The sequence below is a fragment of the Tenacibaculum sp. genome (assembly GCF_048269885.1).
Classification (GTDB): domain Bacteria; phylum Bacteroidota; class Bacteroidia; order Flavobacteriales; family Flavobacteriaceae; genus Polaribacter.
This window is the reverse complement of the sequence record NZ_JBLWTZ010000029.1, coordinates 1-25,122: the sequence shown is the minus strand read 5'-3', so window position 1 is coordinate 25,122 and position 25,122 is coordinate 1. Positions and strand designations below refer to the sequence as shown.

34 protein-coding genes are annotated in these 25,122 nt (G+C 34.2%); 26 read left to right on the top strand and 8 right to left on the bottom strand.

Annotation, left to right across the window (positions count from 1 at the left end):
- The first annotated feature begins 165 nt into the window (after positions 1-165).
- The 3 genes from ACN0WY_RS15975 to ACN0WY_RS15965 all read left to right on the top strand — a co-directional run bounded on the left by ACN0WY_RS15975 (position 166) and on the right by ACN0WY_RS15965 (position 1,556).
- A complete protein-coding gene (locus tag ACN0WY_RS15975; RefSeq protein ID WP_417801003.1) occupies positions 166-474 on the top strand; it encodes a hypothetical protein in 309 nt (102 codons plus the stop codon).
- 258 nt (positions 475-732) lie between these two features.
- A complete protein-coding gene (locus ACN0WY_RS15970) occupies positions 733-1,350 on the top strand; it encodes a hypothetical protein (protein ID WP_417801002.1) in 618 nt (205 codons plus the stop codon).
- Between the two features lie 17 nt (positions 1,351-1,367).
- A complete protein-coding gene (locus ACN0WY_RS15965) occupies positions 1,368-1,556 on the top strand; it encodes a hypothetical protein (RefSeq protein ID WP_121146007.1) in 189 nt (62 codons plus the stop codon).
- A gap of 41 nt (positions 1,557-1,597) precedes the next feature.
- Here ACN0WY_RS15965 and ACN0WY_RS15960 read toward each other — a convergent pair whose 3' ends face one another.
- A complete protein-coding gene (locus ACN0WY_RS15960) occupies positions 1,598-1,870 on the bottom strand; it encodes a hypothetical protein (protein ID WP_417801001.1) in 273 nt (90 codons plus the stop codon).
- A 200-nt stretch (positions 1,871-2,070) separates the two neighbouring features.
- Between ACN0WY_RS15960 and ACN0WY_RS15955 the strand changes: the two genes are divergently transcribed.
- From ACN0WY_RS15955 to ACN0WY_RS15875, 17 genes are all read left to right on the top strand, one after another.
- Positions 2,071-3,618, top strand: a complete 1,548-nt coding sequence (locus ACN0WY_RS15955) for a hypothetical protein (protein ID WP_417801000.1) — start codon at positions 2,071-2,073, stop codon at positions 3,616-3,618.
- 6 nt (positions 3,619-3,624) lie between these two features.
- A complete protein-coding gene (locus ACN0WY_RS15950) occupies positions 3,625-4,335 on the top strand; it encodes a hypothetical protein (RefSeq protein WP_417800999.1) in 711 nt (236 codons plus the stop codon).
- An 8-nt stretch (positions 4,336-4,343) separates the two neighbouring features.
- Positions 4,344-4,766 (top strand): hypothetical protein, encoded by a 423-nt coding sequence (locus ACN0WY_RS15945; RefSeq protein WP_417800998.1) that lies wholly within the window; start codon positions 4,344-4,346, stop codon positions 4,764-4,766.
- A gap of 3 nt (positions 4,767-4,769) precedes the next feature.
- Entirely contained in the window at positions 4,770-5,195 is a 426-nt protein-coding gene (locus tag ACN0WY_RS15940; RefSeq protein ID WP_417800997.1) for a hypothetical protein, read from the top strand.
- Between the two features lie 27 nt (positions 5,196-5,222).
- The gene (locus ACN0WY_RS15935; RefSeq protein WP_125066256.1) at positions 5,223-5,810 is read left to right on the top strand and encodes a hypothetical protein; all 588 of its coding nucleotides are present in this window, start codon (positions 5,223-5,225) and stop codon (positions 5,808-5,810) included.
- A 63-nt stretch (positions 5,811-5,873) separates the two neighbouring features.
- On the top strand, positions 5,874-6,299 hold the full coding sequence (locus ACN0WY_RS15930; protein WP_417800996.1) for a hypothetical protein: 426 nt from the start codon (positions 5,874-5,876) through the stop codon (positions 6,297-6,299).
- A 2-nt stretch (positions 6,300-6,301) separates the two neighbouring features.
- Positions 6,302-6,601, top strand: coding sequence for a hypothetical protein (locus tag ACN0WY_RS15925; RefSeq protein WP_417800995.1), 300 nt, complete (start codon positions 6,302-6,304; stop codon positions 6,599-6,601).
- Positions 6,594-7,412, top strand: coding sequence for a hypothetical protein (locus ACN0WY_RS15920; RefSeq protein WP_417800994.1), 819 nt, complete (start codon positions 6,594-6,596; stop codon positions 7,410-7,412). The genes ACN0WY_RS15925 and ACN0WY_RS15920 overlap by 8 nt, the downstream gene beginning before the upstream one ends.
- Positions 7,396-7,551, top strand: coding sequence for a hypothetical protein (locus ACN0WY_RS15915; protein WP_274635355.1), 156 nt, complete (start codon positions 7,396-7,398; stop codon positions 7,549-7,551). The genes ACN0WY_RS15920 and ACN0WY_RS15915 overlap by 17 nt, the downstream gene beginning before the upstream one ends.
- Positions 7,552-7,585: 34 nt before the next feature.
- Entirely contained in the window at positions 7,586-8,164 is a 579-nt protein-coding gene (locus ACN0WY_RS15910; protein ID WP_417800993.1) for a hypothetical protein, read from the top strand.
- Between the two features lie 21 nt (positions 8,165-8,185).
- Entirely contained in the window at positions 8,186-8,665 is a 480-nt protein-coding gene (locus tag ACN0WY_RS15905) for a carboxypeptidase-like regulatory domain-containing protein (RefSeq protein WP_417800992.1), read from the top strand.
- Positions 8,665-9,012 carry a hypothetical protein gene (locus ACN0WY_RS15900; protein WP_369918338.1) on the top strand — a complete coding sequence of 116 codons (348 nt, stop codon included), beginning with the start codon at positions 8,665-8,667 and terminating at the stop codon, positions 9,010-9,012. Before ACN0WY_RS15905 ends, ACN0WY_RS15900 begins: the two co-directional genes overlap by 1 nt.
- On the top strand, positions 8,996-9,490 hold the full coding sequence (locus tag ACN0WY_RS15895) for a hypothetical protein (RefSeq protein WP_417800991.1): 495 nt from the start codon (positions 8,996-8,998) through the stop codon (positions 9,488-9,490). Before ACN0WY_RS15900 ends, ACN0WY_RS15895 begins: the two co-directional genes overlap by 17 nt.
- A gap of 8 nt (positions 9,491-9,498) precedes the next feature.
- Positions 9,499-9,981 (top strand): hypothetical protein, encoded by a 483-nt coding sequence (locus tag ACN0WY_RS15890; RefSeq protein ID WP_417800990.1) that lies wholly within the window; start codon positions 9,499-9,501, stop codon positions 9,979-9,981.
- A 17-nt stretch (positions 9,982-9,998) separates the two neighbouring features.
- Entirely contained in the window at positions 9,999-10,562 is a 564-nt protein-coding gene (locus ACN0WY_RS15885; protein WP_417800989.1) for a glycosyl hydrolase 108 family protein, read from the top strand.
- A gap of 84 nt (positions 10,563-10,646) precedes the next feature.
- Positions 10,647-11,084, top strand: coding sequence for a hypothetical protein (locus tag ACN0WY_RS15880; RefSeq protein ID WP_417800988.1), 438 nt, complete (start codon positions 10,647-10,649; stop codon positions 11,082-11,084).
- A 134-nt stretch (positions 11,085-11,218) separates the two neighbouring features.
- The gene (locus ACN0WY_RS15875) at positions 11,219-13,048 is read left to right on the top strand and encodes an ArdC family protein (protein WP_417800987.1); all 1,830 of its coding nucleotides are present in this window, start codon (positions 11,219-11,221) and stop codon (positions 13,046-13,048) included.
- A 198-nt stretch (positions 13,049-13,246) separates the two neighbouring features.
- Here the strand turns inward: ACN0WY_RS15875 and ACN0WY_RS15870 are convergent, their stop codons facing one another.
- The 5 genes from ACN0WY_RS15870 to ACN0WY_RS15850 are packed head-to-tail and all read right to left on the bottom strand — an operon-like array spanning position 13,247 to position 18,854.
- Positions 13,247-14,935, bottom strand: coding sequence for a hypothetical protein (locus tag ACN0WY_RS15870; RefSeq protein ID WP_417800986.1), 1,689 nt, complete (start codon positions 14,933-14,935; stop codon positions 13,247-13,249).
- A complete protein-coding gene (locus tag ACN0WY_RS15865) occupies positions 14,936-16,753 on the bottom strand; it encodes an McrB family protein (RefSeq protein WP_417800985.1) in 1,818 nt (605 codons plus the stop codon).
- Entirely contained in the window at positions 16,750-17,808 is a 1,059-nt protein-coding gene (locus ACN0WY_RS15860; protein ID WP_417800984.1) for a DNA cytosine methyltransferase, read from the bottom strand. Before ACN0WY_RS15860 ends, ACN0WY_RS15865 begins: the two co-directional genes overlap by 4 nt.
- Positions 17,801-18,664, bottom strand: a complete 864-nt coding sequence (locus ACN0WY_RS15855; RefSeq protein ID WP_417800983.1) for a DNA-methyltransferase — start codon at positions 18,662-18,664, stop codon at positions 17,801-17,803. The genes ACN0WY_RS15860 and ACN0WY_RS15855 overlap by 8 nt, the downstream gene beginning before the upstream one ends.
- On the bottom strand, positions 18,657-18,854 hold the full coding sequence (locus ACN0WY_RS15850; protein WP_417800982.1) for a helix-turn-helix domain-containing protein: 198 nt from the start codon (positions 18,852-18,854) through the stop codon (positions 18,657-18,659). The genes ACN0WY_RS15855 and ACN0WY_RS15850 overlap by 8 nt, the downstream gene beginning before the upstream one ends.
- Before the next feature lie 415 nt (positions 18,855-19,269).
- On the opposite strand from ACN0WY_RS15850, the gene tssD reads away from it, so the two are divergent.
- The 6 genes from tssD to ACN0WY_RS15820 all read left to right on the top strand — a co-directional run bounded on the left by tssD (position 19,270) and on the right by ACN0WY_RS15820 (position 24,009).
- The gene (gene tssD, locus ACN0WY_RS15845; protein ID WP_417800981.1) at positions 19,270-20,040 is read left to right on the top strand and encodes a type VI secretion system tube protein TssD; all 771 of its coding nucleotides are present in this window, start codon (positions 19,270-19,272) and stop codon (positions 20,038-20,040) included.
- A gap of 1 nt (position 20,041) precedes the next feature.
- On the top strand, positions 20,042-21,262 hold the full coding sequence (locus ACN0WY_RS15840) for a hypothetical protein (RefSeq protein WP_417800980.1): 1,221 nt from the start codon (positions 20,042-20,044) through the stop codon (positions 21,260-21,262).
- A gap of 3 nt (positions 21,263-21,265) precedes the next feature.
- On the top strand, positions 21,266-21,883 hold the full coding sequence (locus ACN0WY_RS15835; protein ID WP_417800979.1) for a hypothetical protein: 618 nt from the start codon (positions 21,266-21,268) through the stop codon (positions 21,881-21,883).
- A gap of 2 nt (positions 21,884-21,885) precedes the next feature.
- Positions 21,886-22,509, top strand: a complete 624-nt coding sequence (locus ACN0WY_RS15830; RefSeq protein ID WP_417800978.1) for a hypothetical protein — start codon at positions 21,886-21,888, stop codon at positions 22,507-22,509.
- 56 nt (positions 22,510-22,565) lie between these two features.
- Positions 22,566-23,150: a hypothetical protein gene (locus tag ACN0WY_RS15825; protein ID WP_417800977.1), complete on the top strand. Its 585-nt coding sequence runs from the start codon at positions 22,566-22,568 to the stop codon at positions 23,148-23,150.
- A gap of 499 nt (positions 23,151-23,649) precedes the next feature.
- Positions 23,650-24,009 (top strand): helix-turn-helix domain-containing protein, encoded by a 360-nt coding sequence (locus ACN0WY_RS15820; RefSeq protein ID WP_121145951.1) that lies wholly within the window; start codon positions 23,650-23,652, stop codon positions 24,007-24,009.
- 8 nt (positions 24,010-24,017) lie between these two features.
- Here ACN0WY_RS15820 and ACN0WY_RS15815 read toward each other — a convergent pair whose 3' ends face one another.
- Positions 24,018-24,317: a hypothetical protein gene (locus ACN0WY_RS15815; RefSeq protein ID WP_121145949.1), complete on the bottom strand. Its 300-nt coding sequence runs from the start codon at positions 24,315-24,317 to the stop codon at positions 24,018-24,020.
- A 10-nt stretch (positions 24,318-24,327) separates the two neighbouring features.
- On the bottom strand, positions 24,328-24,831 hold the full coding sequence (locus ACN0WY_RS15810; protein ID WP_417800976.1) for a hypothetical protein: 504 nt from the start codon (positions 24,829-24,831) through the stop codon (positions 24,328-24,330).
- Between the last annotated feature and the right edge of the window lie 291 nt (positions 24,832-25,122).

Genomic DNA, 25,122 nt, shown 5'->3' with positions numbered 1-25,122 from the left:
AAAGCGACCTATCAAAAGAAAATTACAACAGCCATCAAGAAATATGAAAAAGGCAATTATACAGCAAAACAGCTATACACCTATGTACAAACCAACCTACCACATAGCTATCTATCCGTATTGCCCACTATGATACACTATAATCAATAAAACAGAATCTAAAAAATGAGCAAAAAAGAAAACCGATGCCATTGCGGAACAGGACACAAAATCACCTGTCCCAAATGTAGCAAGCTAAAAATGGTTATCCTCTTAAAAAATGGCAACAGTCATTTAAAGTATAAAACAAGCCATACCACCTATGCAAACCCCGTTTGGTATAACCATTTGAGTAAAAACAATAAAACCATCAACACCTTAATCAATAGCATGTACAAACGATTTCAAAAGTCAAAATATGTAGGCGCTACCAATCAACTTATGTTTTTTGACAATCAGACCAAACAACATATCACGACAATAATAACCGCATAAAAAGAACAACAAAGCATCAACCAACACAGAAAAAGGGTTTGTAGTACGAGACTGAAAATCTGAAACCCCGAAATACCCATTAAGCTCGCCAGTAAATCAGTCTATCGTTGGGAGATCAGAATTAGATAAAAAATAAGCAATGAACAGTTATCAAAAATGGTGTGAACTCCAAGAAGAAAAGCAGTATTGGAAGACGCAAGAAAAACGCAATAAAGCGCAAGGAAACTCAAAAAAGAGAAGTACAATTAAAAAACGAATATGAAAATACAACAATCAGCAAATGGTAATATAGTAATCATGGGAACATCAGGAGCGATAGAACATATTTTACCCACAATGTCTATCCATAAGCATCCGAGATACCCTAACGAAGCAATACTAATTACCCACAACACCAATTACAAAGACGAACAACAAGGCATTACCATACTCGCAAGAAATGTAACCAATGTAAACGATACGAGATTTTATGGAAATGCACAGAGTTTAAAAAGTATGTTAGAAAACGAATTGAAATTACAAGGAGGAATTGCAGAAGCTCCACCTAAAACCAAAGAGCAAGACCCCATGTATGTCGCTTACTTACAAGCCAACACTTACGAAAAGCTGTTAAGTTTTGTTAAAGAGCATCAAGACAATATCGGAGGAAAAAGATACCATGAAGACGGTAGAATAAGCGAAGAAGAATTTTTTTGTCAGTTTGAAACATTTATCATTCGAGTAACCCTGCGTTACTACTACAAGTTAGACAATCAAAACCTTATCAATTACATTCTAATGTCAGGAAGCACCAGTTACGTACACGAACCCAAAAAGGTATATGTGTATGATGGCAACAATACCATTACAGGGTATGTCTATGAGAAAGCCTATTAGCAGTAAACACATGAACAATGACCGCTATTTACAGTAAAAAGAAACTATTTGAAAAATACTATTACCTACCAGAAAGAGAAATGCGAGTAACGATTAATGAGATTATCGCAGAGATACGCCATTTACCTTTTGAGGTAGCCAAACATAAAAAGAAACTACGACCAAGCGAGGTACGACGATTTTTAGAAGTATATGATTTGGTATAAAAAAGAGGAAGTGATTAAAACTTCCTCTTTTAATAATACTTTTACCAATTTTTAACTAACCAGGCTTGCACATTAGCTTGACTTCTAATGCTGGATGGTAAGTGTTCTTTAATCTTGGTTTCTGCTTTAAGAGCGTTATCTTTAGTGGTTAAATTTGTTAATTCACAAAATTTATTTATAAAGTATAACATTTCATATCCTTCACTTCTATTTAAGAATGTGCTGTCAGGGTTTCCTGTTACTCTTGGATCATCAGATGGAATGGCTGTCCATGAGTATTCATATTGTAAATCTCCTTTTGTAATTACTCCCATACTATTTTTTTAAAATTTTAATTATATCTCAAATGTAGAAAAAGTAAATATTACTAGTTTACGGAAACACGTAAACCCTCCCTAATCTTACCAAACCCTCCCAAAAGTTAGCTAATTACAGCAAAGCTTAGCGAAGCCTTTCAAACCCTGAATGCTCACAAAACACTTCAAGTACTTTTGACTCAGCAAAAGAAAAAGAAGTGAATCCCGAGGCAATTAATACCATCTTATACAGACCCATCCAAAAAGGAAGTACATACGACAAGTTACTTCCACATAGCGACTGTAGTAGTGTAAAAATTGCCAACGGAGACACCAAGGTAGCAATTGAAAGTATGGCGTTGTGGGTATATAAATACCAACACCACACCCAAAAGCTATCCCAAGAAAAATTTGCAAACCACCCCTTACAAAAATTATGCAAGGAGCTACACAGGTTTTTGTATCAGCATCTACAATACAAGATAGATACCTACGACCAATTATTACGTAGCCCTGCCTGTGCTTGGGCGACTCGCTCACAGGGATTGGATTGCAAAAGTTATAGCATTTTCGCAAGCAGTGTGCTATTAAATTGTGGGGTTACACACTACTTGCGACGTGTTATACAACAAGAGGGCGAGGGCTACAGTCACGTATATGTAATAGTTCCAAAAAACCAACACACATTTGACCTAAACGACGGGTACTATACCATAGACGGCACCTTACAAACATTCAAAGAACAGGACATACACCAATCTGACGATGTATTAATGACTCCCAAATCCCAAGGCTTATCAGGAGCTATTGGAGGAGAACTCGTAAAAGGCGTTGGAAAACTAGTGAACTATGCCGTGAGTGAATTCATACAAGAAATGAACTCCTGTAGTGGTTCGTATTACGATGCCTCAGTAGTAGAACTTAAAATCAGACGTGATTTACGAGACAAGCTACAACAAAAAATTACCCAATTAGGCGAAGCCATCACCTTTAGAAACCGTGCAAGGACACAACACTTGTTCAACGAAATATTCAAAGAAGTAGATTTAGGCATTGCCCATTTACGCAACGAAACCGCCTATAGTTCTTACGAACATTGCGACGGAGAAACCCTAGCCCATGCGTTAGCCTTTGCGGAAAAAATAAAAACATTTATCGATAATTTTTTCGAAGAATTTAAAAAGCACGCCCCTTATTTCAAGGTAGAAGAATTTACCAAGTCAGCCAATGTGAACAGTAGAACGCTCTATTTTGTGGTGGAAAACGAGACCAACCCCATCGTAGCCGACTACCGCTTTATTGTGGTACGAAAAGAAATATCCACCTATGGACTAGACCCGATATTTCCATTTGAAGCCAATGCAGAAAAATGGCTAATGAACAACCTAGCCCATTTACAAAAAACCTATAACGACGGACGGGAAAAAAGCTATGAAAAAGAAATAACCCCACTGTTAGACAACGTAAAAGCCTTACGAGCCAAAGCACATTTAGGCGGAGAAATGCTGTATTATTTCGAACAACCCTTACAACGAGAACTCTACAAAGTATGGTTGCGATACGATGCAAACTACACCCAATACCTAAAAGAAGAAGCTCAAAACACACGTACTGCTAATGAATTAGCCCTACGAGACTATCAAGAACGCTTTAAAAAAAATGTGGCAGAAGATAAGCAAGCCAAAAAGCGCAAGCGATTAAAAATCCAAGTAGGTATTGGCGCAGCAGCCTCCGCCTTGCTCGTATTGTTTTTACAAAAAAAATAAAAAGTTATGAATGAAGAATTTGACACCATAGGCACGCATGTTCCGTATGGGCTGTATGGTTGGTTCGACGGCTTTTGTCCCTCCAATGGAATCGCCAGTCGATTGAACAACCAAGCCAAAGGCGTGTGGGCGCAAAAAGCCGAATGGGACAACAAGTACAAGGCACTCCAAAACGGACGACAAGCCGCCGAATGGGAAAGTCTTAAAAAAGAAGTACGGCGCTTAGAACAAGCCATAAAAGTTGAACAACAACAGCTAGCCCAAGAAGAAGGCATCGCCGATGCGTTAGGCTTAGGCGCTTGGTGTAACGGTGCAGTCTCCAAAAGAAAAAAAGCCGAAGAAAGTTTGCGCAATGCAGAAAAGTCCCTAGGACATATCAAAGGCGCTTTTCAAACCTTGGAACGTCAACAGACCCAAGGTATCAAAGAAGCCAATGCAGTGATTAAAGCAAACCAACAAAAGCTCAATGCCATTAAACAAAGCATTGTCCAAGTCAAGCAAAAAATTGCGAAGTACAAAGCAGAAAGAGACCATGAAAAAGCCCAAGCAGCCAACGCCACACCCACTGAGGTCAGCAACGCCAACAAGAAACGCATTGCAGGAATCGCCAAAGAAAACGCACCATTGATACTAGGAGGTATTGCACTGTTAGGCGCAGTCGTCTATCTCAATAAAAAAAGTCCAACCCACAAAACGGTGAAGTCCGTAAGTGTATAAAACTAAGAATGATGAATTTGTTACAAACACACCTATTGCTTGCCGAACAAGAAGAAGCCTTAGAAAGCCAAGCACTTTCTAAACCACAAGCAAGCGGACTTCATGGATTTTGGGACGGAGCGAACCTGATGGGGATAATCAATACCGTTGGCGGAACATGGTCGCAAATAGAACAAGCCCGAAACGGAAAACCAGTCTATGTACAACAAGCCAATGGCGAAACCAAGGACATTGCGCCGATGCTCATTGCCAAGTTAGAACAACAAGCACAAGCACAGCAAACCTCGGTAGACAACTTGGTAAAAATGATGCAGCTACAATTACAAACACAACAAGCCCCTAAAAAAGACAACACGCTGTTGTATGTAGGAGTTGGAGCAGGCATACTCGTATTGTTAGGAGGCATGTACGTGATGACACAAAAAAAATAAACGATGAGAAAAGAATCAATAGAAAACTCGGTAGTCAGTTTGCTAAGTATGAGTGCAGGCGCAATGCTTTCACGTGTAACCGCTAAAAAGCTACCGATGCAAAACACCAAGCTCAAAAAAGGCATGTTAGCCTTGGCAGGTGTCGTAGGCGCAGCCTATTTGGACAGGAAAACCACAGGCAAAGCCATTGCACAAGACATGGCGATGGGAACAGCCGTCACCCAAACAGGTGAACTCGTCAAAGAACTGTTGGATGAAAAGTTGCAAAAGAGTCCGCTATTACATTCCGCTTTAGGATCTCCTTATGACAATTGGAACGAACCCTTTGCACTAGATAGCACCGACTTTTTATCAAGTTACACCAGTCCCAACTACGATGGAATTTCCGAAGACATTTCCTACGAAACCGTAGAAGATTTTAATAGTTAAAAAAACAAAAAGAGAAAAAAGAAAAAGATGAATTTTTTAAGAAACGAAGAACCTTATTTACGAGTAACCGAGTATTTAAAATACAAGAACTCCAAACGCAAAGAAAACGAAAAGTGGAACATCAGTGCGATGAAGCCCATGCCAAGCTTTTTATACGCCAACAAAAAAGTAGATGTAGGCGGTACGGTGTCCCTGTTAACAGGTTCGTCAGTAGCCAAAAGAGGAGTCACCAATTTTGACGGAAACTCCTTAGTCAAAGGACGTGTGTTTGTAGCCAATGGCATCACGTTTAAATGCGCCATTGACGATGCTAGCAAACCAGAGCAAGACATTGCTTATAGCATTGCCAAAGTACCGAACACCTTAATGCAATCAATGGTTGTAGTCAAGCAAAAAAACGAAATCCTCATTGAACTACCGATTTGTGACATTTTAGGCGCTACCGAAAGCGGTAACCACTATTTCAAATTAGGTTCGTTTGCCCTGTTGGAAGACGACACCATTACCGAAATCGAAATCCAATACCCAGAAGGTGCAAAAATCACGTTAGAAGACGGAAAAGCCCTGTTCGCTTCTGCACGCTTATCAGGATTTGCCACCTATCAAAAACGCTAAGCTCATTTTTATAACCACACTTTGCGCTAAGACAAGCGCAAAGTGTTACCACAAGCACCAAAGATGAAAAAGATATACAAACGCATAAAAATCAACAAAGACCTCTTAAAGACCAATCTTCCCCCTGAAGAACTCTTACAAAATGAGGTCAGCGACACCATACCCACAGGAAAAGTAATCGGAGTGTATTTTATCTCCTATATGCCCCCTATGGACACAGGTATGCCCACAGGAGAAACCATGTCGAGATTAGTTCCTTTTGGAATTTCTCAAACAGACATTACCCTCAAAGACAGCAGAGGGCATTTGCTGACGGAGACCACGGACATCAAAGACTATGAACACAAAAGCGGAGGCTATAACGAGGGCTTTAAAGAGCTTGACTTTGAAAGCAAAAACGAACGTGTAACTATCAGTTGGGAAACCCTAGGAAACAGACCCATTTGTGGTGAGTTCATCTTTGAGATAGAATCCCCTAACCCGTGCTAAGAATGAAGACCATATACCACAGCGAACAGTTTACCGATGATTTTGAGGTAAACTTTTCCGAGAAGAACGATTGCAAAGGCATTGTAAAGCTCGAGGTACACCCACACGAGCTAAGCGTTCCTTTGCTTATCAAAGACGGTTCAGGACAGCGAATCACTGCCCAAGCCCCTTTTGTAATAAACACCAATCATCCAATTGTAGACGGCTTGATACGCTTTGAATTTTCAGAATATCCAGCACTCGAAGCCGTACAAACAACACCCTTTAAAAAAGCCATAGTAAGGTATTTATATTGTGAATAATCAATTATCGAACATCGTAGAAAACCACCTACAAGGAGGAAGCAATCATGTCATCAAGGTATCGAGTAACGGCGTAAAACTCGTGAAGTCTACTTCAGCACAGAAATACGCCTTTACCTTAGAAGACATTGAAAGCAAATACGGTTCGATAGCCCAATTTTTACAAGCCTTACCCGAAAAAGGATTTAGCGGAGCGGTGGTCTTTACCCTACAAAAAACCTATACCAAGGATGGGAAGACCACCTATCACACGCTACAAACACTCACAGAAAAATTAACCCAAGATATGAATGCTACCGACCCCACCACTGCCTTTTTAGGAGCGCCAGAGCTGATGGCAAAGATGGTACAAGCAGAACGTTCGGCAGACTATAAAGAACAAGTACAAGAGCTAAAAGAAACCGTCAAAGACCTGCGTTCTCGCAACCGAGTATTAGAAGAAACCAACAGCTCACTTACGATTAAGTTAGAGACGGCAAAAGAACGAGAAGAACTCAGAGTCGAGCGAGAACTGCTGAAGAAAAAAAGCTTTTTAGAAACGCCCGCTTTTGAAAAGACGATGGAAACCTTGGGTGGGATGCTTCCTAAAATCTTAGAAGCTTCAGGAGGCAATGCCGTAGGACACCCGAGCCAGTTAGCAAGCCCGAATGTTTCGCCTATACAAAAAGCCTTTGTACAAAAGCTTCCCACTGCCACCGACGAACAAGTGATGTTTTTTAACTATTTGCTTGACAACTGGCAAGAAGATTTAATCACACAAGTAGCACAGATTATCGAACAACAACAAGAACACCATGAAGATACAAACTAAAAAAGAAGCCATTGCCCAATTAGAAAAATTACCAGAAAAAGTATTGATACGCCTAGCAGAACTATCCAGTCATAAAGAAGCACAAAGCTACTTTGCATGTCCGATAAAATACGGTGCAGTCAAGAGCTTTTTGAAGTAGAAAGCAAGAACAAGATACAGGAGAAAAAAAAGCGATGAAAAAGAAAACAAGTGTATCGAAAATTACCACCCGAAACAACGCTAAAAAAGCGGTAAGCAAAGCCAATGAAGCCAGTGCCTTTTTACTAGCCAACAAACCGCTACTCATAGTAGCAGGCGGAAGTGTCGTAGCATATTTCCTATACAAAAGACTCAAACAATCAGCCGATGCGGTAACCGAAGTCTTTCAAGACGTAGCAAACGACCATATCGAAGCAGACTTACACATCAATACAGGAAAGCTAAGCATAGACAAAGAACAAGCGAAGATTTTAGCCAAGTCCTTACTAGATGCTTTTAACGACACCGCTTTTGGACTTCCTGCCACCGATGAAGCCAAAATACAACAAGTCTTTGATAAACTACAAACAGGCGATGACTTTAGACTCGTATATAAAACCTTTGGCAGAAGAAAACGCATGGGAGGCAAAACCCCAACGGTATGGCTCGATAAAAAGCTTGCGGACGATTACGATTTAATCTACTGGCTCAAAGCAGAGATTTCAGAGACGTGGGACAGGCAATTATATCACCAAATTAAACAACGAGTACAAAGCGCAGACATGCCCTTTTAAACAAAAAAATGAAAAAGAACAATGGAAGCAAGTTTACCAATTTACGGGTTGGCATGTCCCGACACCCAACAAGCCCAAGAAGAATTTGACACGAAAAAAAATTGTGGATGTACGATGAATACAACAGCACAACAATTAATCAGCGGAATCATTATCAACGGAAGCACAGGAAAACCCTTTGAAGCAGGGCTTGTCAATGTGTACAATACCCAAACCAAAAAAGGAACAACGCCCGATGCAAACGGAGCATTTCAATTGTATGCCAGTCCTACCGATGTGATACATATTTCCTTTGTGGGCTATGATACCCTACAAATAGTAGCCTCAAAACTACCTGCCACCATCACGTTGCAGGAAAGCTCGGAACTACTATCAGAAGTAGTGATAACCGCTAATAAGAAAGGAGATAACAACTATATCTATGCCAGTATGGGACTGTTAGGATTACTGTTTATCTATGCGATTGCCAAGGATAAGAAAAAGAATAAAACGACGACCTAATGGAATTTATACTCATGCACTGGGAAAAAATTACAGGCATCTTAGGGCTAGTTTTTTCCTTTTTCGCAGGCTTTAAAATGCGGAAGATACGCCACCAAGAAGCCAAAAACCTAGCTCTAGAAAGACGTTACAAAGCCGATTTACAAAAGCTAGAGAATTACAAACGAGCCTTTGACATCAATGCAGAAATGATAGAAAGCATTAAAAGTGATTTTATGGCTCGTATCGGTTCACTACATCAGTATATCGAACAATTGGAACATATGAACACAAAGCTACACAGCATTGTAGCCAAGCAACAAAAAGAACTCGACAAATACATCACAAAATATGGAAAAGACATTTAAAATACTCAGTATTGTTTTACTGCTACTGATTACAGGATGTGGGACAACCAAACACAGTAAGACCCACATTTTAGAAACCCAAGCGGATAGTGTCTATGTACAAAAAGACAGCGTACAGAGTATCACTATCAATAGCGCTATTCAAGATAAAATATTTATAAAGGTTGCCACTGGAGATAGTAGACTAGACAGCCTAGTCAATCAAAAATTACAACACTTTGCTAGTAGTAAACAAAGCGGTACAAATAGCTATAACGTTCGCTACGATACCCAAGCCCAAGGATTTGAGATACGCAGTACCATAGGCGCTACTAAGGAAGTTGTAACCAAACAGCGGGATAGCATATCAACGAGTCAGTACAAAAAGAAAAAACAAGAGGTAAAAGAGCAAAGAACAACACACCGACTGCCTTTATGGGTTTGGGTGCTGCTCTTAGTGCTTGCAGGCATGGTCTATGGAATAGTCAAAACAACTTAAACCTAAGAATGAACACAAGAAAGCTATGGGTCGTTGGAGCAGGCATAGGCTTGGTAACCCTAACTGCTTTTATCAGCCAAAAGAAAGCCCAACTGACCCGTATTATAGAACAATTACAGTTTCGTGTTTCAGGAATTAGAAATGTGCAACTCTCATGGCAACACATCGCTTTAGAGCTAGATATACAGCTACGAAACCCAACCCAAGAACATTTGAACATCAATACAGGATTTATAAGTGCAAAAGAGCTACGAGTGTATGAAAAGAAGACAGGGAAACAATTAGCCTTTACCAAACTGAATACCCATCAAATTAGTATTCCTAGTGGTGGTATGTACCAGTTACCACCTACGCACATTAACCTGCCAGTACTCACCGTAGGACAGTTGGTGTTTGAAGAGCTTCAAAAAAAGCAACAGGACTTTATAAAAGCGTTGCGATTTGAACTGGACGTAGCCACTTTAGGAAACACACGAACCGTACAATTTTAAAAAAGAAGAAAAAGAAAATGGCAAGCTATGAACTATTCAAACCCTCTTTAGAACAAGCAGAGGGCGGGTATCAAAACCTAAAAAACGACAAAGGAAACTACAACTCAAAAAAAGAACGAGTTGGAACCAATCACGGAATCTCCGCTAAATTCTATGAAAAGATACTAGGCAGACCTCCGAGTATCAGCGATATGAAAAGTCTTACCAAAGTAGAAGCCCATATCCTTTTTAAAAATGAGTTTTGGGACAAAATGCGAGCCGATAGCATCCGTAGTCAGGCAGTTGCAGAAATGATAGTCGACCATGCGATAAACGCCAATCCAAGAGTAACCGCAGGTATCGTGCAACGCTCTTTAAACCGATACTTTGGCAAGAACCTACAGGTAGATTATGTCATAGGATCTAATACTGTCAAAGCTATTAACTCGGTAGATGCCAAACAGTTTTTTGAGTGCATAGGAAAAGAACGTCTCGCCTATTACAAACGCTTAAAAGACTACCAATACTTTGCAATGAGTTGGACAGGGAGAGTGTTTGCACTAGCTCATAAGTTTGGTGTTGACCTCAAAAAAAAAAGGTAGCCCCGCTACTAGGAAGTATTGCAGGCATAGCCCTTATCAGCTATGTGATATATACAAAAGCTAAAAAGAAAAAGAAAAAATAAAATGAATACCATACAAAAATTTCAAGCCTTAGACGGCAAGGAAGTCAGCCGAAGTACGTTAGAAAGATTAGTAACACAGGCTAAAAAAGAAAACAATACCGAGGTTATTTATAGAGTCTCAAAAATCTTAAACGACCACCCTAAATACACGACGTTTAACATTTCAGTCAAACGATATGCCACAGGACTGAACGCACCAAGACATACAGGAGCTTACAAAGAAGCCTTAACCAGTTGCGGACGTTTGCGCAAAGGATGGCGTTTTATCAAAGGACGTGTAGTCAAAGCAAGAGCCAAAGTACCCAAACTTACTCGAAAAGGATTAGCAGCCCCAAAAAGAAAAGAGGGATTGACCGCTAGTGGACGTTTGAAAAAAGGCTATAAATATGCAAAGGGAGGTAGGATTGTAAAAGCTACCTCAAAAAAAAAAGTGCTGTAGCGCCTGTCACTAAAACCCAACAACCTGCTGAAAACATCCCCTTAGAATTTTTAGCAGGTTTAGACTTCATTCAGGAAGAAGACACCAACACTACAGGGCTGAATGCACCTGTACGTCCCGACCAAATCTATCAGATGATTACGGACAAGCTTATCAGTGCTATCAAGAGCGCTAAAGGAACACCAAAATTGGGATGGGATGATACCTTTTTAGAACAAGGCGGGTATCTATCGCCTGTGAACTTTGCCTCTAAAAAAGCCTATAGAGGTATCAATATCATACTGCTAAAAAAAGGCAATCCTTTTGGAGCGTATCAAAACCCTTATTTCTTAACCTTTAAGCAAGTACAAGAAGCAAAAGGAAAACTCAAAAAAGGCGCTAAAGGATTAGAGGTAATTTACTTTACCCGCTTGTATAAATTTTCAGATGCTCAAAAAGGACTCGAACACGCTACCTATAACAAACAAAAAATGCAAGACTTTTTACAATCGAAAGGCTATGATACGAGTCATTTTGATTTTCTCGTACAGACCATACCTATTTTAAAATATTACACGGTGTTCAACGGAGCAGATATTGAGGGCATTGATTTTGGATTGAATAAGCTCACCGCTTTAGAAAAAGCACGCTTAGGCTTTGTCGCACCAAGTACCCCTCACAATACAGAAGAAAAGAACCCGATAGCAGAACTTATCATTCAACACTTTCCGAAAGACAGTGCGAAGATAGTACACGGATTTAAAGGAGCGAGTTACAATGTAGCACAAGACAAAGTAAAAATGCCTAAGTACGAAGCCTTTTATCAAAGTGTAGACTACTACAGTACGCTATTCCATGAAATGATACACAGTACAGGACACCCAAGCCGATTGAACCGTCCTTTTGGAAAACGCTTTGGCGATGTGGTCTATGCCAAGGAAGAACTCATAGCAGAATTTGGGGCGGTATTTTTATCCGCACAAGCAGGGATTTTATGGAAGACACAAGCAAACCATGCGGACTACCTAAAAAACTGGCAATTGGCGTTACAATTTATGCAAGAAGATACAAAGCTTCTGATGCGTGCAGCTAGTGAGGCACAAAAAGCAGTGGATTATCTCTTACAAGTGGACACCAACAAAGAACCCAAGTTTTACAAAGCACTGGTAAAAACCAGTCAAAAAGCAAGCTCAAAACCAACGAAAACACCTGCTTTAAATAAACCTAACAATAAAGTATCAGAGTCACGACCAAAGAATAATATACCAGGGAATCTCAATACAAACTCGGTAGCTTATAAACGAAATCAACTACGACATAGAACCTTTGAGTATTACCAAATTGAGGATGCTGTACTAGCGAGCTTTTTAGGGAAGCTAGAGATAAAAACCAAAGAAAGTTTAGTCATTACCCTAGCAGGGAAACGAGGTTCAAGTAAAACACACTTTGCGTTTAAGTTTATCAATGTACTAGCTCAAAAATACAAGGTCGGTCATGCCTCTATGGAAGAACACCCTGAAAGTGCGTTGTATTGGGACAAAGCCGATATGTATTTTAATGAGGTGGCAGAACGAAACTTGTCCAATCCTGATATTGAAAACCTAGACCAATTAGACAAGCTGATTAGAGAAAACGATGTGATTGTGATTGATAGTTTTGCTAAGTTAAAGGAACTGAATAGTAAGTTTGAAATTGACAAAGATTTACGAAAGAAGTACGACGGGAAATTGTTTTTTATCATCTTTCAACAAACGGCAGACGGTAAAATGCGTGGTGGTGCTAAAAGTGGCTTTGATGGGGATTGTATTTTCTTTACCGAGAAAACAAATCATTACAAAACCAACTTTATTTATACGGATAAGAACCGTTACCAAGACAAGCCACTCGATGAATTGAAATACAATATTTATTCAGGGAAACTCGACCCGATTGTCTCTGAAGAAGTGGTTACAGGAAATGTAATACCGAAAGAGGTAGAATTTTAAAGAGTTAGAAAAAGTAAAAAACATGTCCTTAATATGTTTTAGAAGAGCAGCTAAAAGAAGGAGTTGATAATGAAACAATTGTTTTTGCTACTAGCCTTATTCTTAAAGAAGTTGAAAAGTTACGTGTTAAGAGAGGGGAAAAGGAGGAAGGAGTTAAGTCAGGTGTTATTTAGTTCAAATGTGAGCGTTGGCATTTCATTACTTTAATTCCGTTATTGGTTCAAAATTTTCCATAATCGATTCCTCTATTTCATCCTCAATATGTTTGGATAGAATTAATTCCGTTTCCATATTCACGTAACACTTTCCATTCAAAGATTTGAAATTTTTCGATACAATTAATTCATAGTCTTTTAATGATGTTGATTTACACTTATAAAATTCAAATTCACAGCTTTTTGAATCATTGAAAAAGTCAATAAAGTGTTTTCTAAAGTCTCTCTTAACTTCCTCTCTGAATTTTTGAGTTTTTATTGTGTTGAAATTGGTATATGCTTTTAATACAAATAAGAAGTTAATTTTATATTGATGAACAAACAAAGTATCTCTGTCAAATAATCTTTCTTTGTAATGATATGATTTTATTGGTAATGGTTTTGTCTTTTCTATTAAACTTTCATCAAAATTTACTTCATTTTCTATATAACCATAAATGAAAAAGTTAGGTGTAATGTTATAACCTTCCGTAAGTTCATCTCTATATCTGATTTCTGTTTTAAAGGGTTTGTTTTTGTTCTTGTTAAGTAGGTTAATATTAAATTGAATTACATTTTTAGCATAAGTAAATTGCTTGTATTTTGATAAATTACCGGCTTCACTATTGGATTTGTAATATTTTGAATCTCCAATGTAAAAGATATTACTTGTGTCTATTAAAGATTTATAGTCATAAATATGGTCAATTATTTTACCATCATCATTTTTTTTCAAATCTTTAAGCGACACATTATCAACTTCCGTGTTATTTAACTCGTCAGAAAATAATTTGTCAATCATATCCTCAAAAACTAAATTATAATTATTTACCGATAAAAAATCTTCTCTCTTTCTTTTAGAACTACTTTTGTCTGTTTGTGAAAAGTATATCTCACATAAAGCATACATTCTTTTTAGCGTATCATTAAAATATCGATACTTGATTTTCTTTAGTTTAGATAATCCATTTGCTTGAAGCCTTTTAAATGAATTACCTTTTATAATTTTAAAAGATTTATCTATTCTTAAATTAAGTTTATGGTCTTGGTTGAAATTTTCAAGAATAGAAAAGAAGTACGTTAATAATTCTTCTTCTGTATTTATAGTTTTCTTTTTGTTTCTAATTGAAACGTAAACAGGCGAATTGTTGGAAGTAAAAATAGGTAAAGACTTTCTAATGGTTTTTTCCCATTTAGGTTTTTTTGCCTGATTTGAATTATACTCTATATGTTTATATAGAATATGGTTCTTATTTTTTTTGTAAAAATTCACAAATGACAAAAGCAAATCTAGATAAGAGTATTCTTGGTCTCCAAGATTTGTGTTTAGCTCAAAACGCTCTGTTTTATTAACTATTTGAGAATCTGTAATTCTCTTTCTATATTTTAAAAGGCTATTGTAAAAATATAAAGATGATTGCCGAATCCAATTGTACTGTAAATCGTGTTTAATGTTTTTTATAGAATCTAAATCTAATAATTCGTCTTTTGTTTTACCAAAAACAGAATTGATATCATCAGTCATAAATACTTTTGGCAACATATAAACCAGTTCATTTTTTTCAAATGAATGATAGTAACCAACAGATATTATTTTACCTTCTAAACCATTTTGAGTATAAAATTTAGGGTCGTCAAAAATATTTTGAAGAGTTGGAATTGGGTAATATGCTCCTTCGATTAGAATTTTCATCTAATCTTCTTTTTTAGGTGTATTTAAACCAATCTTGTCGAGTATTTTCAAGACTTTTTCTTTTCCTTTTGTTTCGATAGGGAAGAAGTCTTCATAAAAAGTGTTTTCTTCAAATATATGGTCGTCTTCATCTTTGAAAACATCATTCCACAAATAGAAAATTGCTTTATTAATAAACTCTTCAAGTGTAATGTTATTGTCTTTAGCTTTTATGAAGTAATTACCAATACATTTGTCCATTCCTAAATTTGGGTTCTTTTTGATTTTTATATTTACTTTTTCAATAAATTCTAGCCAAGAGAATGATATTGAATCTGAAACAACAACTTGATAATTTGATGATGGGTTTTCTTCTGATTTTTCATAGTTTATAGGTATGTATTCCCAATCCCATCTTCTCTTAAATGCACTATCCATTGGAAATAGCGATTGGTCAGAAGTATTCATTGTTGCTAAAATGTTAAGATTTAATGGTAATTTCATTTTGCCATTTTCAATACCTTTTATTCCATCAGCAGAGGTAAGTTCTTTAACCAAATATTGTTTTAATTCATTAGATGGTGTAATACTATAGTCAGAGTTTCTATCCAATAATTGAAATATATCTCCAAAAATTTCGGCACAATTTCCTCTATTAATTTCCTCAATAACTAAATAATAATCATTGTCTTTATTGTTCCAAGCATCTACATAAATATTTGTAAATGTTTGAGGTACAAATTTATATTTAATTTCTTCTTTTCCAGATTCAGCATCTACCTCTGTAATTGGTTTAAAACCACCAATAAATGATGCGTAATCATATTCTGGATGAAAGGTTACTCTTTCAGTTCTCTCTTCTTTACCTTTTAAAAGCTCATTAACCTTATGTGATTTACCTGTTCCAGGTGCTCCATAATATATTTTATTTAAAATAGTAACATCATCAACATTAGTTTCTTCCTCTGTTTCTACTATTTTAATTTCAATAGATTTTGGGTTTAAGTCTAAATAGTTTGATACTTTTTTCTGATAACTGTCGAAATGAGTTGCTAGACTTGGGTTTTTAAGCTCCACATTGTTACTAGATATTTTTAAATATGGATGAATACCTTTTGATATTGCAGATTTTAAATTACGTAAAGTTCCTTTGATTTCTTTAGTTCCTCTTATATCGACAGTTGTATTTGTAGCATCAAAAGCATTGTAGATTCCTTCTTGCTGAAAGATGATTTCAGTTGAATTATTCCAGGTTTTAAAAAGAGTCTCTTCCGTAAAAACGGATAAAGTTTTTGTTAATTTTTGCTCAATATCAGCTGAATTAGTAGGCGTGTTTTTATTTGTTAGCCAACTGTATATTAATTCTTTTCCAGTATTTGTAATATCTCCATTCTCGTTTGAGATTACATTTTTTAGAATATCCATATTTGTGGTAAAGAACAATTCTTTTGGAAATCTAACACCACCTGTTCTTTCTCCACTTGAGGAATCTGTGCCTAAAATATTTATTTTCGCGATTTTCCAAAATAATTGAAGTGGAACTTGAAGTGGTTCAATTTGCATTTCTACTAATGGATTGACAGATGACAATGAGTCAATTTCTGTTGCGCTATAACCAGTTATTCCATTAAAAAAAGCTTTTAAAGAAGTTATTAAACTTGGTTTTAGAATAATAGTGTTTCCGCTTTTGTCAGAATATTCTAAATAGTCTTTTTCTTCATTCACTAAATAAAGAGCTAAAACAATAGCCAATAGCCCTTTTGGGTTTGGCAATGATGAACCAACAGCCAGTTTTGGGTCTATTGCTTCTCTTTCAGTTAATTGATTTGGTAAGTTCATTTATTATAATCGTTTAATATTATTGTAGCTATTTCTTTAGCTAATAATGGCGGAACTGCGTTACCAACTTGTTTCATTTGCGATGTTTTAGTCCCATAGAAAATAAAGGAATCCGGAAATGATTGAATTCGTGCAGCCTCTCTAACTGTTAAACATCTATTTAATATCGGATGTGTAAATAAGCCAGATGAAGGCGTGTCAAAACGAGTTGTAATTGTTGAAGCAATCCCATCTTCTAACAATCTAGACCAAGTTCCGCTGTAAATAGATTTCGTTCTATGCTCTTTTGGTAAAACCTCTCTACCTTTTCCTTTTGGTATAAGTTCCAAACGCTCTAATGCTACTTTAGAGTGATTTGTTGCGAAATGATTGAAAATTCCTTTAGAATTCTTTCTTAATATTTTTTGATAATCTGAATTAGTGGGTTTTTCGTATTCAAAAAACTCGCAACCTTCTCCAGATGCAATAAATGGCAAATCGTAGATAGCCTCTTTTATTGTAGTTTTTTTCTTTTTAGGCTTTGGAAATTCGAGTAGAGTTCCATTTTTAGAACCAACAAAAAATGCACGTTTTCTATTTTGAGGAATGCCAAAATCAGAAGCATTAAGAGTTTTTGCGTTTACTGCATAACCTAGTTCTTCAAATCCTTCGATTATCTCTTTTTTAAAAAATCCGTCTGCTGTCGTTAGGACGTTCGGAACATTTTCTAAAACAAAATATTTAGGTTGAAAAACAGCAACTGCATCAATAAACTTTTTAAACATAAAATTTCTGTCGTCATTTATGCTCAATCTTTTTCCTTTCTGCGAAAAACCTTGACAAGGCGGTCCTCCAACAATAACATCTATTTTTGGATGTTTTAATTTTAGTTTATTTAGGTCTATTTGCGAAATATCTTCATCATAAACAGTAGTTTCAGGATGATTTAACTTGTAAGAATATGCAATATCTTTAATGTGTTCGATAGCAAACTCTATTTCAAATCCTTTTAAAATAAAACCTTGCGACAAACCACCAACGCCAGCAAATAAATCAACAACTTTTAATTTATTCATTTAACATTCTCGTTTTTGATAATTTATAATATTCTTTGTTCAAGTCAATACCAATAAACTTTCTCCCTATTTCTCTTGAGCACACTCCAGTTGTTCCACTTCCCATAAATGGGTCTAAAACAACATCATTTTTATTTGATAAAAGCTTAATGAAATGAGATATTATTTTCGTTGGTTTTTGCGTCGGATGTTTTCCGAATTTTTTTTCCTTTGCTGTGGTTAAAGATGTTTCTATAAAATCGTGAACCATTTTTCCGTTATTGTTAAATGTTCCAGAAGTATCATTATTTACGAAATAAACCCAAGCTTCAGTAGAATTTACAAAATGAATGTTCATATTTCTAGGCATTGGATTTGTTTTATGCCAAATTCCAGTTGTTTTATAGTAAAACTTATATTTTGTTGCAATTTTAATTATAGTTTCAAGTTTTATTAAAGACATAAAAAGTAAAAGAGATCCTCTTTTTTTTAATACTCTGCTACTTTCTTTAAAAAAAATGTCCATTTCCTTTTCCCAGTCATCTTGCGATAAATTATCCCAACCAGCATATGCAAATTGATTTTCACGCATTTTTACAAGGTTTGTATTGCGTTTGTGCATGAAATTCCCAAGATTATATGGAGGGTCAGTTAATATTAAATCAATTGTACTCGTACCTATAAACTTCAAATAATCCACACAGTTACCATTCCCTAAAAGTGTATTTTTTCCAATTGATTCGAATTTTATTTCTTTGTTTTTTGAAACTATTTTAAAGTTATTTTCTAGGTTATTCTCCTTGGTGTAAGAGAATAAATCTAATTGTGGTTTTGAAACGCAATGTAATTCTGGGCTCTCTATTAATTCTTTATACATTCGTTTTGCTCGTTAGTAATTCTGTTACATCAACCGAAAGTATTTCAGCTATTTTATATAAATCTTCGATACTCGGTTGTCTTCGGTTCTGAACGTAAGAATTTACCATATTGTAGCTTTTCCCTAACTGTTCAGATAACCAAATTTGCTTAATTCCTTTTTGTTCTAAAACCTCTTTTATTCGGTTCATTTTTTGAATTCTTTAATTCAGCCCACTAAAATAATCAAGTTTTTTGAATATCTCACTAAATGAGTATAAATATCATCATTTGGATTTGTGTTGAGGAAAAGAAAAACTCTTTTGTTTTTTAAGTTTAGGAATTTAACGTTGAAAAAAAACTATAATTGAATATGATTTTAAGAGGTTTTGTGTTTTAGAGTCAAAACAAGAGATAATTAAGTTATTTTATAAGGTTTATATAAGTACATTATAATTTCTTGATTAAGCACATGAGAATGTTTATACACGTACAATCTTAGTAAATAAAAAATAGATTATTCTTGAAATACAGGAGTAGCTTAAAAATCAGAAAACTACCTACTTATTTTTCTAAATGTTTTATATATTTAGGGTCAAAAAATTGTACCACCCTTAAAAAACATCTATGAACATAAAAGCCAAACTCTTTGTGTGTGGAGAGGAACGAGAATTAATCTCTACTAGTTTAAATTACATTCGTCTTACCGATTGGAACGGCAAACCTACATCAGCCCTAATGGGAGGTGCTTTTACCGTTACTTTTGAACCAGAAATGTACGATGACACCTTTATTGAATGGATTATAGCCGATAGAAAAGACAATAAAAAAATACCTCACCCTTTTAATCTTTACTTATTAAGAGATGGGAAAGTGGTTTTTTACGAAGATGATTTTGATGGAGTAGAGCTATTCCAGTACAACTTTCAAGATGGAGTACTTATAAATTACCATGAGGTTTTTGATAATCAAAAAGGTATGAAGGTTACCTTAACGATATCGCCTGCAATGCAAGACTATCGTTTTTTTTACAATAGTACCGATTGGCGTAGAAAAAGTAGAACCCGTTATATAAAACCTTGGCAAGAGAGTTTTATACCACCTATAGAAGAAACACCTTATAAGGCACAGGAGAATACTAACAGTAAAAAAGTTTTAAATATTTATTTTGAAGATATAGAAACAAAAGAAAAGGTTAAAAAAGTAAAACCCGACCAACTTGTAGAGTTAGTAATTGTTTCTAAAGAAATGAAAAACAAAAAAGTAGATATAAACCTAGATAAGTATCCCTTTAATTTTGAGTATAATAAAAAACCTTTAGAAAAGAATATTTTAAAAGATATTCTAATAACAAATGATACTCAGAAACTAACTGTAAAACCCCTAAAACAAGAATAATATGGCTACTGTAACCGAATGCGGAAATCCTAGTAATACTTTTTCTATAGAGCCTTTAGAAATGTGGGAGTTTACCCCCATTGTAAGTTTAGATGCTGAACCAATAGACTATGAAGATGAAAAAGAAACATCTTTAGTGTACAAAAAAGATGAAAAAGTAACATTATCAGATAAAATTAGTAAATCAATTAGAGATAAATATACTTTGATGGAGTTTACTACTGAAAGTAAAAAACTTTCGTTAAAATTCACTGTTAAAAATGGTACAACAGACCAGTTTTACGATGATGATGGATATATAAAACCTGAAATAGCATTGGCTAAAGGAGAGAAAGAACTTACTGAAAAAGAAAGTATAAAAATAACAGACGATAAGAGTTTTTTAGTAGATTACACTAAGAAAAAAAGTACACTTATAGAGTTAGACATTGAAATAAACACAGAAACAGAAAGAACTTTTTTTATCAATTTTTATGCTAACGACAATAAGAAATATTTTGATATAGAAGGAAAATATAAGAATGTGTTTTGCGGGCAAGTAAAGATAATACATAGTGCAGCAAATGAATGGGAGTTTTCTTTAGAGAAAATACAAGAAATTCGCGACTATGCTAAACAAAACCGCGAAAAAGTTAATAGTTCAGGAGATCAAAACAGATACCATCATTGTACAGATACTCATAAGCATATTGTATACAAGTTATTAAATCGTCCTAATGATTTATATTTAGGAAAAGACCAAAATCATTTGCCTTCAGCCAACAGAGTCACACCTAATGATTTTAAAAAGGCAGGAGAGTCAACCACGGATGGTGTACGTAGTAAGTTAATTTCATTAACTTATGCAGAACCATCAAAAACTTTTACTGTAATTGATATTAATGAAAGAGAAGTAGTAACATCTAGTGGACAAGCAGGGAATACTGATGTAAAATTAAGTAGGTTTAAAGAGAGTCCTGTGGAGTATATGAAAAGTAAATGCCCCAAAGACGGTTATTATGTGTTTATAGGGGCTTATAACGCCGATTTTCATTCGTTTACGATTATAGCTAATAGAAGAGGTGAAAATATTAGTTTTGAGTTTATAGACCAAATGGTAGGTATATCAAACTACACAGAAAATAATCTTGAAAGTTCAAAATTATTAACTAATATTGATGACTATGCTTATGATTTTCCAATGAAATTAGAAGTTTACCAATTACGTAACAAAAAGAAATAAAAAGTGGGAAAAAATATTTTATTAGGAATTATTATTCTATTTGTATGCAGTTGTAAGATACCGAAAAGTAACATAGAGCATGGTTCTACAAAAGAGAAAAAAAGTCAGGATATTATCGTTTTATCCGACAAGGAAAAAGGTGTAATTAAGAATATCTTAGTGAAAAAAACTAATTTCAAAGCAGTTTTAAATACAGTAAAAGATATTAAACATACTAAAGAAAAACACAAAGACTGGATGTCTAATAGGGCTAGAACTTTAGACTCACTTTTTCTATTAGATAACAGAACTTTCTTAGTTAAAACAACCAGTTATGAATACAAGGATAAATTAAAATTTTATGTCCATACTCTTAAGCATAAGGCAGATAGTATTTCTATTAAACCCTTTTTAGAAAATGCACAAGGAAAAACTACACGTGGTTATACTCAAAATAGAGTATTAATGTTTGCTATGAAAAATGATAAGGAGGCTAATTTTATTGATATACCTGAAAAATTAAACCCTATAGAATTACGAGAAGAGCTATTAGGCATACTGTATAAAAAAATAAATAGTGATGTAATACTTTGTAATAGGACTAAAAAGTGTATTTATAAAGACTTTAGAGAAAAGAAATAGTTATGAAATATTTATTAATGTTATTTGTTTTTGTCATTTCATTAGGGTATAAAGAAAGGGTAGAAAAAGATAAAACAATAACTAGAGACATAAATTTAGAAGATAGTAGTTTTCAAACATCTAAGGTTAATAAATTAAAACAGATTGAGCAGAAAAAATTATTAACAAAGAATGACTTTAGCAAGGTAATAGGTAAACTGAACAATATTAAAGATACTGGCAGTAAATATTCAGATATGTTAACCAATAGTAGTGCTGGTTTTGTTCACGATATTTTTAGTTTAGATGAAGATGAATTAATTGTGAAAACTACAAGTTATACATATAAGGAAGACTTAGTTTTTTACCTACACAATATAAAATGCGTCAAAGACAGTTTGTCTATTAAGCCATTTTTAGAAAATGCACAGGGTAAAACAACTATAGGGTATTTAGGAGAAAGAGTGTTCTTTTTTGCTATGAAAGACGACAAAAAGGCTAACTATATTGATATACCAGCTAACTGGAATCATATAGAGTTAAAAGAAGAGTTGTTAGATATATTGTATGAAAAAATAAATAGTGATGTAATACTTTGTTATAGAACTAAAAAGTGTGTTTATAAAGACTTTCGAGAGAAAAAATAATCATAAAGTGTTTAGCTGTTACTAGTTACGTTTATTATTTGAAGAAGATATAGTTAATGAAAAAGAATATAGATAAACAAATAGAGAAACTTATCAATCCATCTGTAGTTTTAAGAATAGATGGTTTAAGTAAATCAAACCCTGAGTATAATTTATATTTTTTTAGTACTCTACTACTTTGTGTATGGGAAAGTCTCTATAACAAAGATTTGAATCCCTCTTATCATATAAAAGATTCTGTTGGAAATATATATTTTAATGAAGAATTACGAATTAATATAAATAACGGGGTTAATACAATTATAAATACAGCAAAAGGGTTAAGGTTAGAAAAAAAGCCAAAGTCTTTTTTTATGAGTATATATGACTATTTGTATATAGAAGACTCAAATAGTAATAAACTATATTGTTATAGCAAAGAGCTTATGGGGACTAGTTTGTTTAATAGTACTATGTTTTCAGTTGAATTAAAAAAGCCTATAGACGAGTTAACGCAAGAGGATTATTATAGTTTTCTAGGAAAAAACTTTAAAGAGAATAATGGTCTATTAATAAAAGGAAAGGAAGAAAAGGTGTTTTTAACATTGCATAGCTATAATCAAAAGAAAAACGTGTGGAAAATCCGTCTACTTACATTTTGATAAATATTTTGTGATTATTAAAAACTAAGAGCATGAATCTAGTGTCGCTTAGCTAAAAAAAAAACAACCCAAGTATTTAATACTTGGGTTGATACCGCTTAAGGGGAAAAAAGCGATTTTTTTGGTTTAAAGAAGCCCCTTCACAAACTTCAAAAAACCTAGTCGCCCCCGACTAGAAAGTTTTCTTTTTAACACAAAAGAAAAGCCCCGCTTTCAAATTTTTAAATTCTTTGACTTAACAACATAGATAGTATTAGTTTTAAATAGAGTTATTTAGTCTTTAAGAATCAGTTTTTTGTTTTTAGTCTCTTGTTGCTTTAATTATTGTTTTCTACTATTGCTACTAATTTTTATAGGGAATCACTATAAATTACCTATATTTGAAATGTTACACGGTGTAAATATAATCACAATTTTGTGATTTACAAATATTTTAATCACAAAATTGTGATTTTTTTAAAAGAAAACAAGAAAGTTGTTTTTAACTTGCTACTAATTAATGAACGGTTCAGATTTAAAAGTATTAAGAAAGAAATTTGGTTTATCTCAAGAAGAATTAGGAGAACTAGTTGGTTTGAGTAAAAATACAATTTATAATTATGAGAATAGTGGAGTTGTACCCAAATCTAAAATCCCAATTTTAGAAAAGGTATTCAAAGAATATGATAGAAAACCCAGCTCTGAAACTAAAAACCTTTCTGAGAAAGATGCTTTAGATGTTATAGAGAAAATTCTCTTGCATGAAGATGAACTAATGAAGTATGAAAATTTTTATTTATGGGTCAAATCTCTAAGAACAGATGAGAGAAATAAGACTTTAAAAGAAGTTCTTAAAAATAGATTGGACAGTATAGATTAATTTTCTTTCTATAGTAATTTATATCCAAATTGTTTAAGTTTTTTAAAATCGTCATTATTTAAACTTAAAAACTCCATAATTTGATTACTATTTTCTTCTAATTCTATTATACTACTACTAATATTGTTTTTGATTAATTTAATCTTTTTTAAATTGTCTATTTCGTGTAGGTAAACATCTAATTCAGAAATAGAAATATTTTGTGTATTAACTAGCTCTTGTAAAAGATTTAAAGCAGCAATTTTATCAATCGTGTTATTCTCTATTAGTGTTCTAATTTCTTTAGCTTTTTCAATTTTAATATCCATTTCAATTTATTTATTCTGTTTTTGTTAAAATATCTTTTTTTAATAAATCAATCGTTTCATTAACATCTTGTTTAAATTTCTCATTTTCTAATTGTCTCTTGGTCTTTATTAGATTGAACCTATAAATAATGTATAACATTAATAAAAAACCAATAGTAGTTCCTATGGCATAAGTTTGTAGGTAATAATCATCAAATCTTATGTTTGGTCTGAAAATCCATATAAACTGTATTGTGTATATATAAACAGGGATAATATATGCAGTTTTAAACGGTCTAAATGCAGATGCTATTATTAAGAGGATAGGGGATAATGTTTGACTCAAAACCCAAATAAAAGTTGAAGTTTTTCCAAATCCGAATTTATTTTCTAACTCAAAAGGAAAAACCTTGTCTGTAAACAAAATTAATCCAGACAAGGCTACTAAAAAGCTACCAATTATACTAATTGCTACCTTGTGATCCTGGTCTTTCAATGTCCTTTCTATCGACGTTATAAACTTCCAGACTTTCATTGTTTAATTCTTCTAGTTCTTTAGACTCATCAGTACAACTAGTTAATAAGAATGTAGAAAATACTACTGCTAAAATTAAAGTTACTTTTTTCATAATTACTCTATTTAAAATTAATACTAGAGTAAATATAATAATCAATAATTTGTAGCTTAAACTAGCTAATACTAATAGTTAAATTAAATTGGATACTAGAATCATACTAGAAATAAATCAAGAAAAAGGAATTCTTAGAGTAAATTGATAAGTGTGCCATATTTTAACTGATTTATTTCGGGGGATAATTCTAAGTA

Coding starts and splice junctions, on each gene's coding strand:
- ACN0WY_RS15915 (WP_274635355.1), top strand. CDS start 7,396: ATGAAGATACAAACTAAAAAAGAAGCCATTGCCCAATTAGAAAAATTA.
- ACN0WY_RS15865 (WP_417800985.1), bottom strand. CDS start 16,753: ATGAACTTACCAAATCAATTAACTGAAAGAGAAGCAATAGACCCAAAA.
- ACN0WY_RS15900 (WP_369918338.1), top strand. CDS start 8,665: ATGGAATTTATACTCATGCACTGGGAAAAAATTACAGGCATCTTAGGG.
- ACN0WY_RS15880 (WP_417800988.1), top strand. CDS start 10,647: ATGAATACCATACAAAAATTTCAAGCCTTAGACGGCAAGGAAGTCAGC.
- ACN0WY_RS15910 (WP_417800993.1), top strand. CDS start 7,586: ATGAAAAAGAAAACAAGTGTATCGAAAATTACCACCCGAAACAACGCT.
- ACN0WY_RS15885 (WP_417800989.1), top strand. CDS start 9,999: ATGGCAAGCTATGAACTATTCAAACCCTCTTTAGAACAAGCAGAGGGC.
- ACN0WY_RS15950 (WP_417800999.1), top strand. CDS start 3,625: ATGAATGAAGAATTTGACACCATAGGCACGCATGTTCCGTATGGGCTG.
- ACN0WY_RS15825 (WP_417800977.1), top strand. CDS start 22,566: ATGAAAAAGAATATAGATAAACAAATAGAGAAACTTATCAATCCATCT.
- ACN0WY_RS15855 (WP_417800983.1), bottom strand. CDS start 18,664: ATGTATAAAGAATTAATAGAGAGCCCAGAATTACATTGCGTTTCAAAA.
- ACN0WY_RS15965 (WP_121146007.1), top strand. CDS start 1,368: ATGACCGCTATTTACAGTAAAAAGAAACTATTTGAAAAATACTATTAC.
- ACN0WY_RS15850 (WP_417800982.1), bottom strand. CDS start 18,854: ATGAACCGAATAAAAGAGGTTTTAGAACAAAAAGGAATTAAGCAAATT.
- ACN0WY_RS15810 (WP_417800976.1), bottom strand. CDS start 24,831: ATGAAAGTCTGGAAGTTTATAACGTCGATAGAAAGGACATTGAAAGAC.
- ACN0WY_RS15930 (WP_417800996.1), top strand. CDS start 5,874: ATGAAAAAGATATACAAACGCATAAAAATCAACAAAGACCTCTTAAAG.
- ACN0WY_RS15905 (WP_417800992.1), top strand. CDS start 8,186: ATGGAAGCAAGTTTACCAATTTACGGGTTGGCATGTCCCGACACCCAA.
- ACN0WY_RS15975 (WP_417801003.1), top strand. CDS start 166: ATGAGCAAAAAAGAAAACCGATGCCATTGCGGAACAGGACACAAAATC.
- ACN0WY_RS15960 (WP_417801001.1), bottom strand. CDS start 1,870: ATGGGAGTAATTACAAAAGGAGATTTACAATATGAATACTCATGGACA.
- ACN0WY_RS15820 (WP_121145951.1), top strand. CDS start 23,650: ATGAACGGTTCAGATTTAAAAGTATTAAGAAAGAAATTTGGTTTATCT.
- ACN0WY_RS15935 (WP_125066256.1), top strand. CDS start 5,223: ATGAATTTTTTAAGAAACGAAGAACCTTATTTACGAGTAACCGAGTAT.
- ACN0WY_RS15840 (WP_417800980.1), top strand. CDS start 20,042: ATGGCTACTGTAACCGAATGCGGAAATCCTAGTAATACTTTTTCTATA.
- ACN0WY_RS15815 (WP_121145949.1), bottom strand. CDS start 24,317: ATGGATATTAAAATTGAAAAAGCTAAAGAAATTAGAACACTAATAGAG.
- ACN0WY_RS15870 (WP_417800986.1), bottom strand. CDS start 14,935: ATGAAAATTCTAATCGAAGGAGCATATTACCCAATTCCAACTCTTCAA.
- tssD (WP_417800981.1), top strand. CDS start 19,270: ATGAACATAAAAGCCAAACTCTTTGTGTGTGGAGAGGAACGAGAATTA.
- ACN0WY_RS15875 (WP_417800987.1), top strand. CDS start 11,219: ATGATTACGGACAAGCTTATCAGTGCTATCAAGAGCGCTAAAGGAACA.
- ACN0WY_RS15925 (WP_417800995.1), top strand. CDS start 6,302: ATGAAGACCATATACCACAGCGAACAGTTTACCGATGATTTTGAGGTA.
- ACN0WY_RS15940 (WP_417800997.1), top strand. CDS start 4,770: ATGAGAAAAGAATCAATAGAAAACTCGGTAGTCAGTTTGCTAAGTATG.
- ACN0WY_RS15890 (WP_417800990.1), top strand. CDS start 9,499: ATGAACACAAGAAAGCTATGGGTCGTTGGAGCAGGCATAGGCTTGGTA.
- ACN0WY_RS15895 (WP_417800991.1), top strand. CDS start 8,996: ATGGAAAAGACATTTAAAATACTCAGTATTGTTTTACTGCTACTGATT.
- ACN0WY_RS15970 (WP_417801002.1), top strand. CDS start 733: ATGAAAATACAACAATCAGCAAATGGTAATATAGTAATCATGGGAACA.
- ACN0WY_RS15945 (WP_417800998.1), top strand. CDS start 4,344: ATGATGAATTTGTTACAAACACACCTATTGCTTGCCGAACAAGAAGAA.
- ACN0WY_RS15830 (WP_417800978.1), top strand. CDS start 21,886: ATGAAATATTTATTAATGTTATTTGTTTTTGTCATTTCATTAGGGTAT.
- ACN0WY_RS15860 (WP_417800984.1), bottom strand. CDS start 17,808: ATGAATAAATTAAAAGTTGTTGATTTATTTGCTGGCGTTGGTGGTTTG.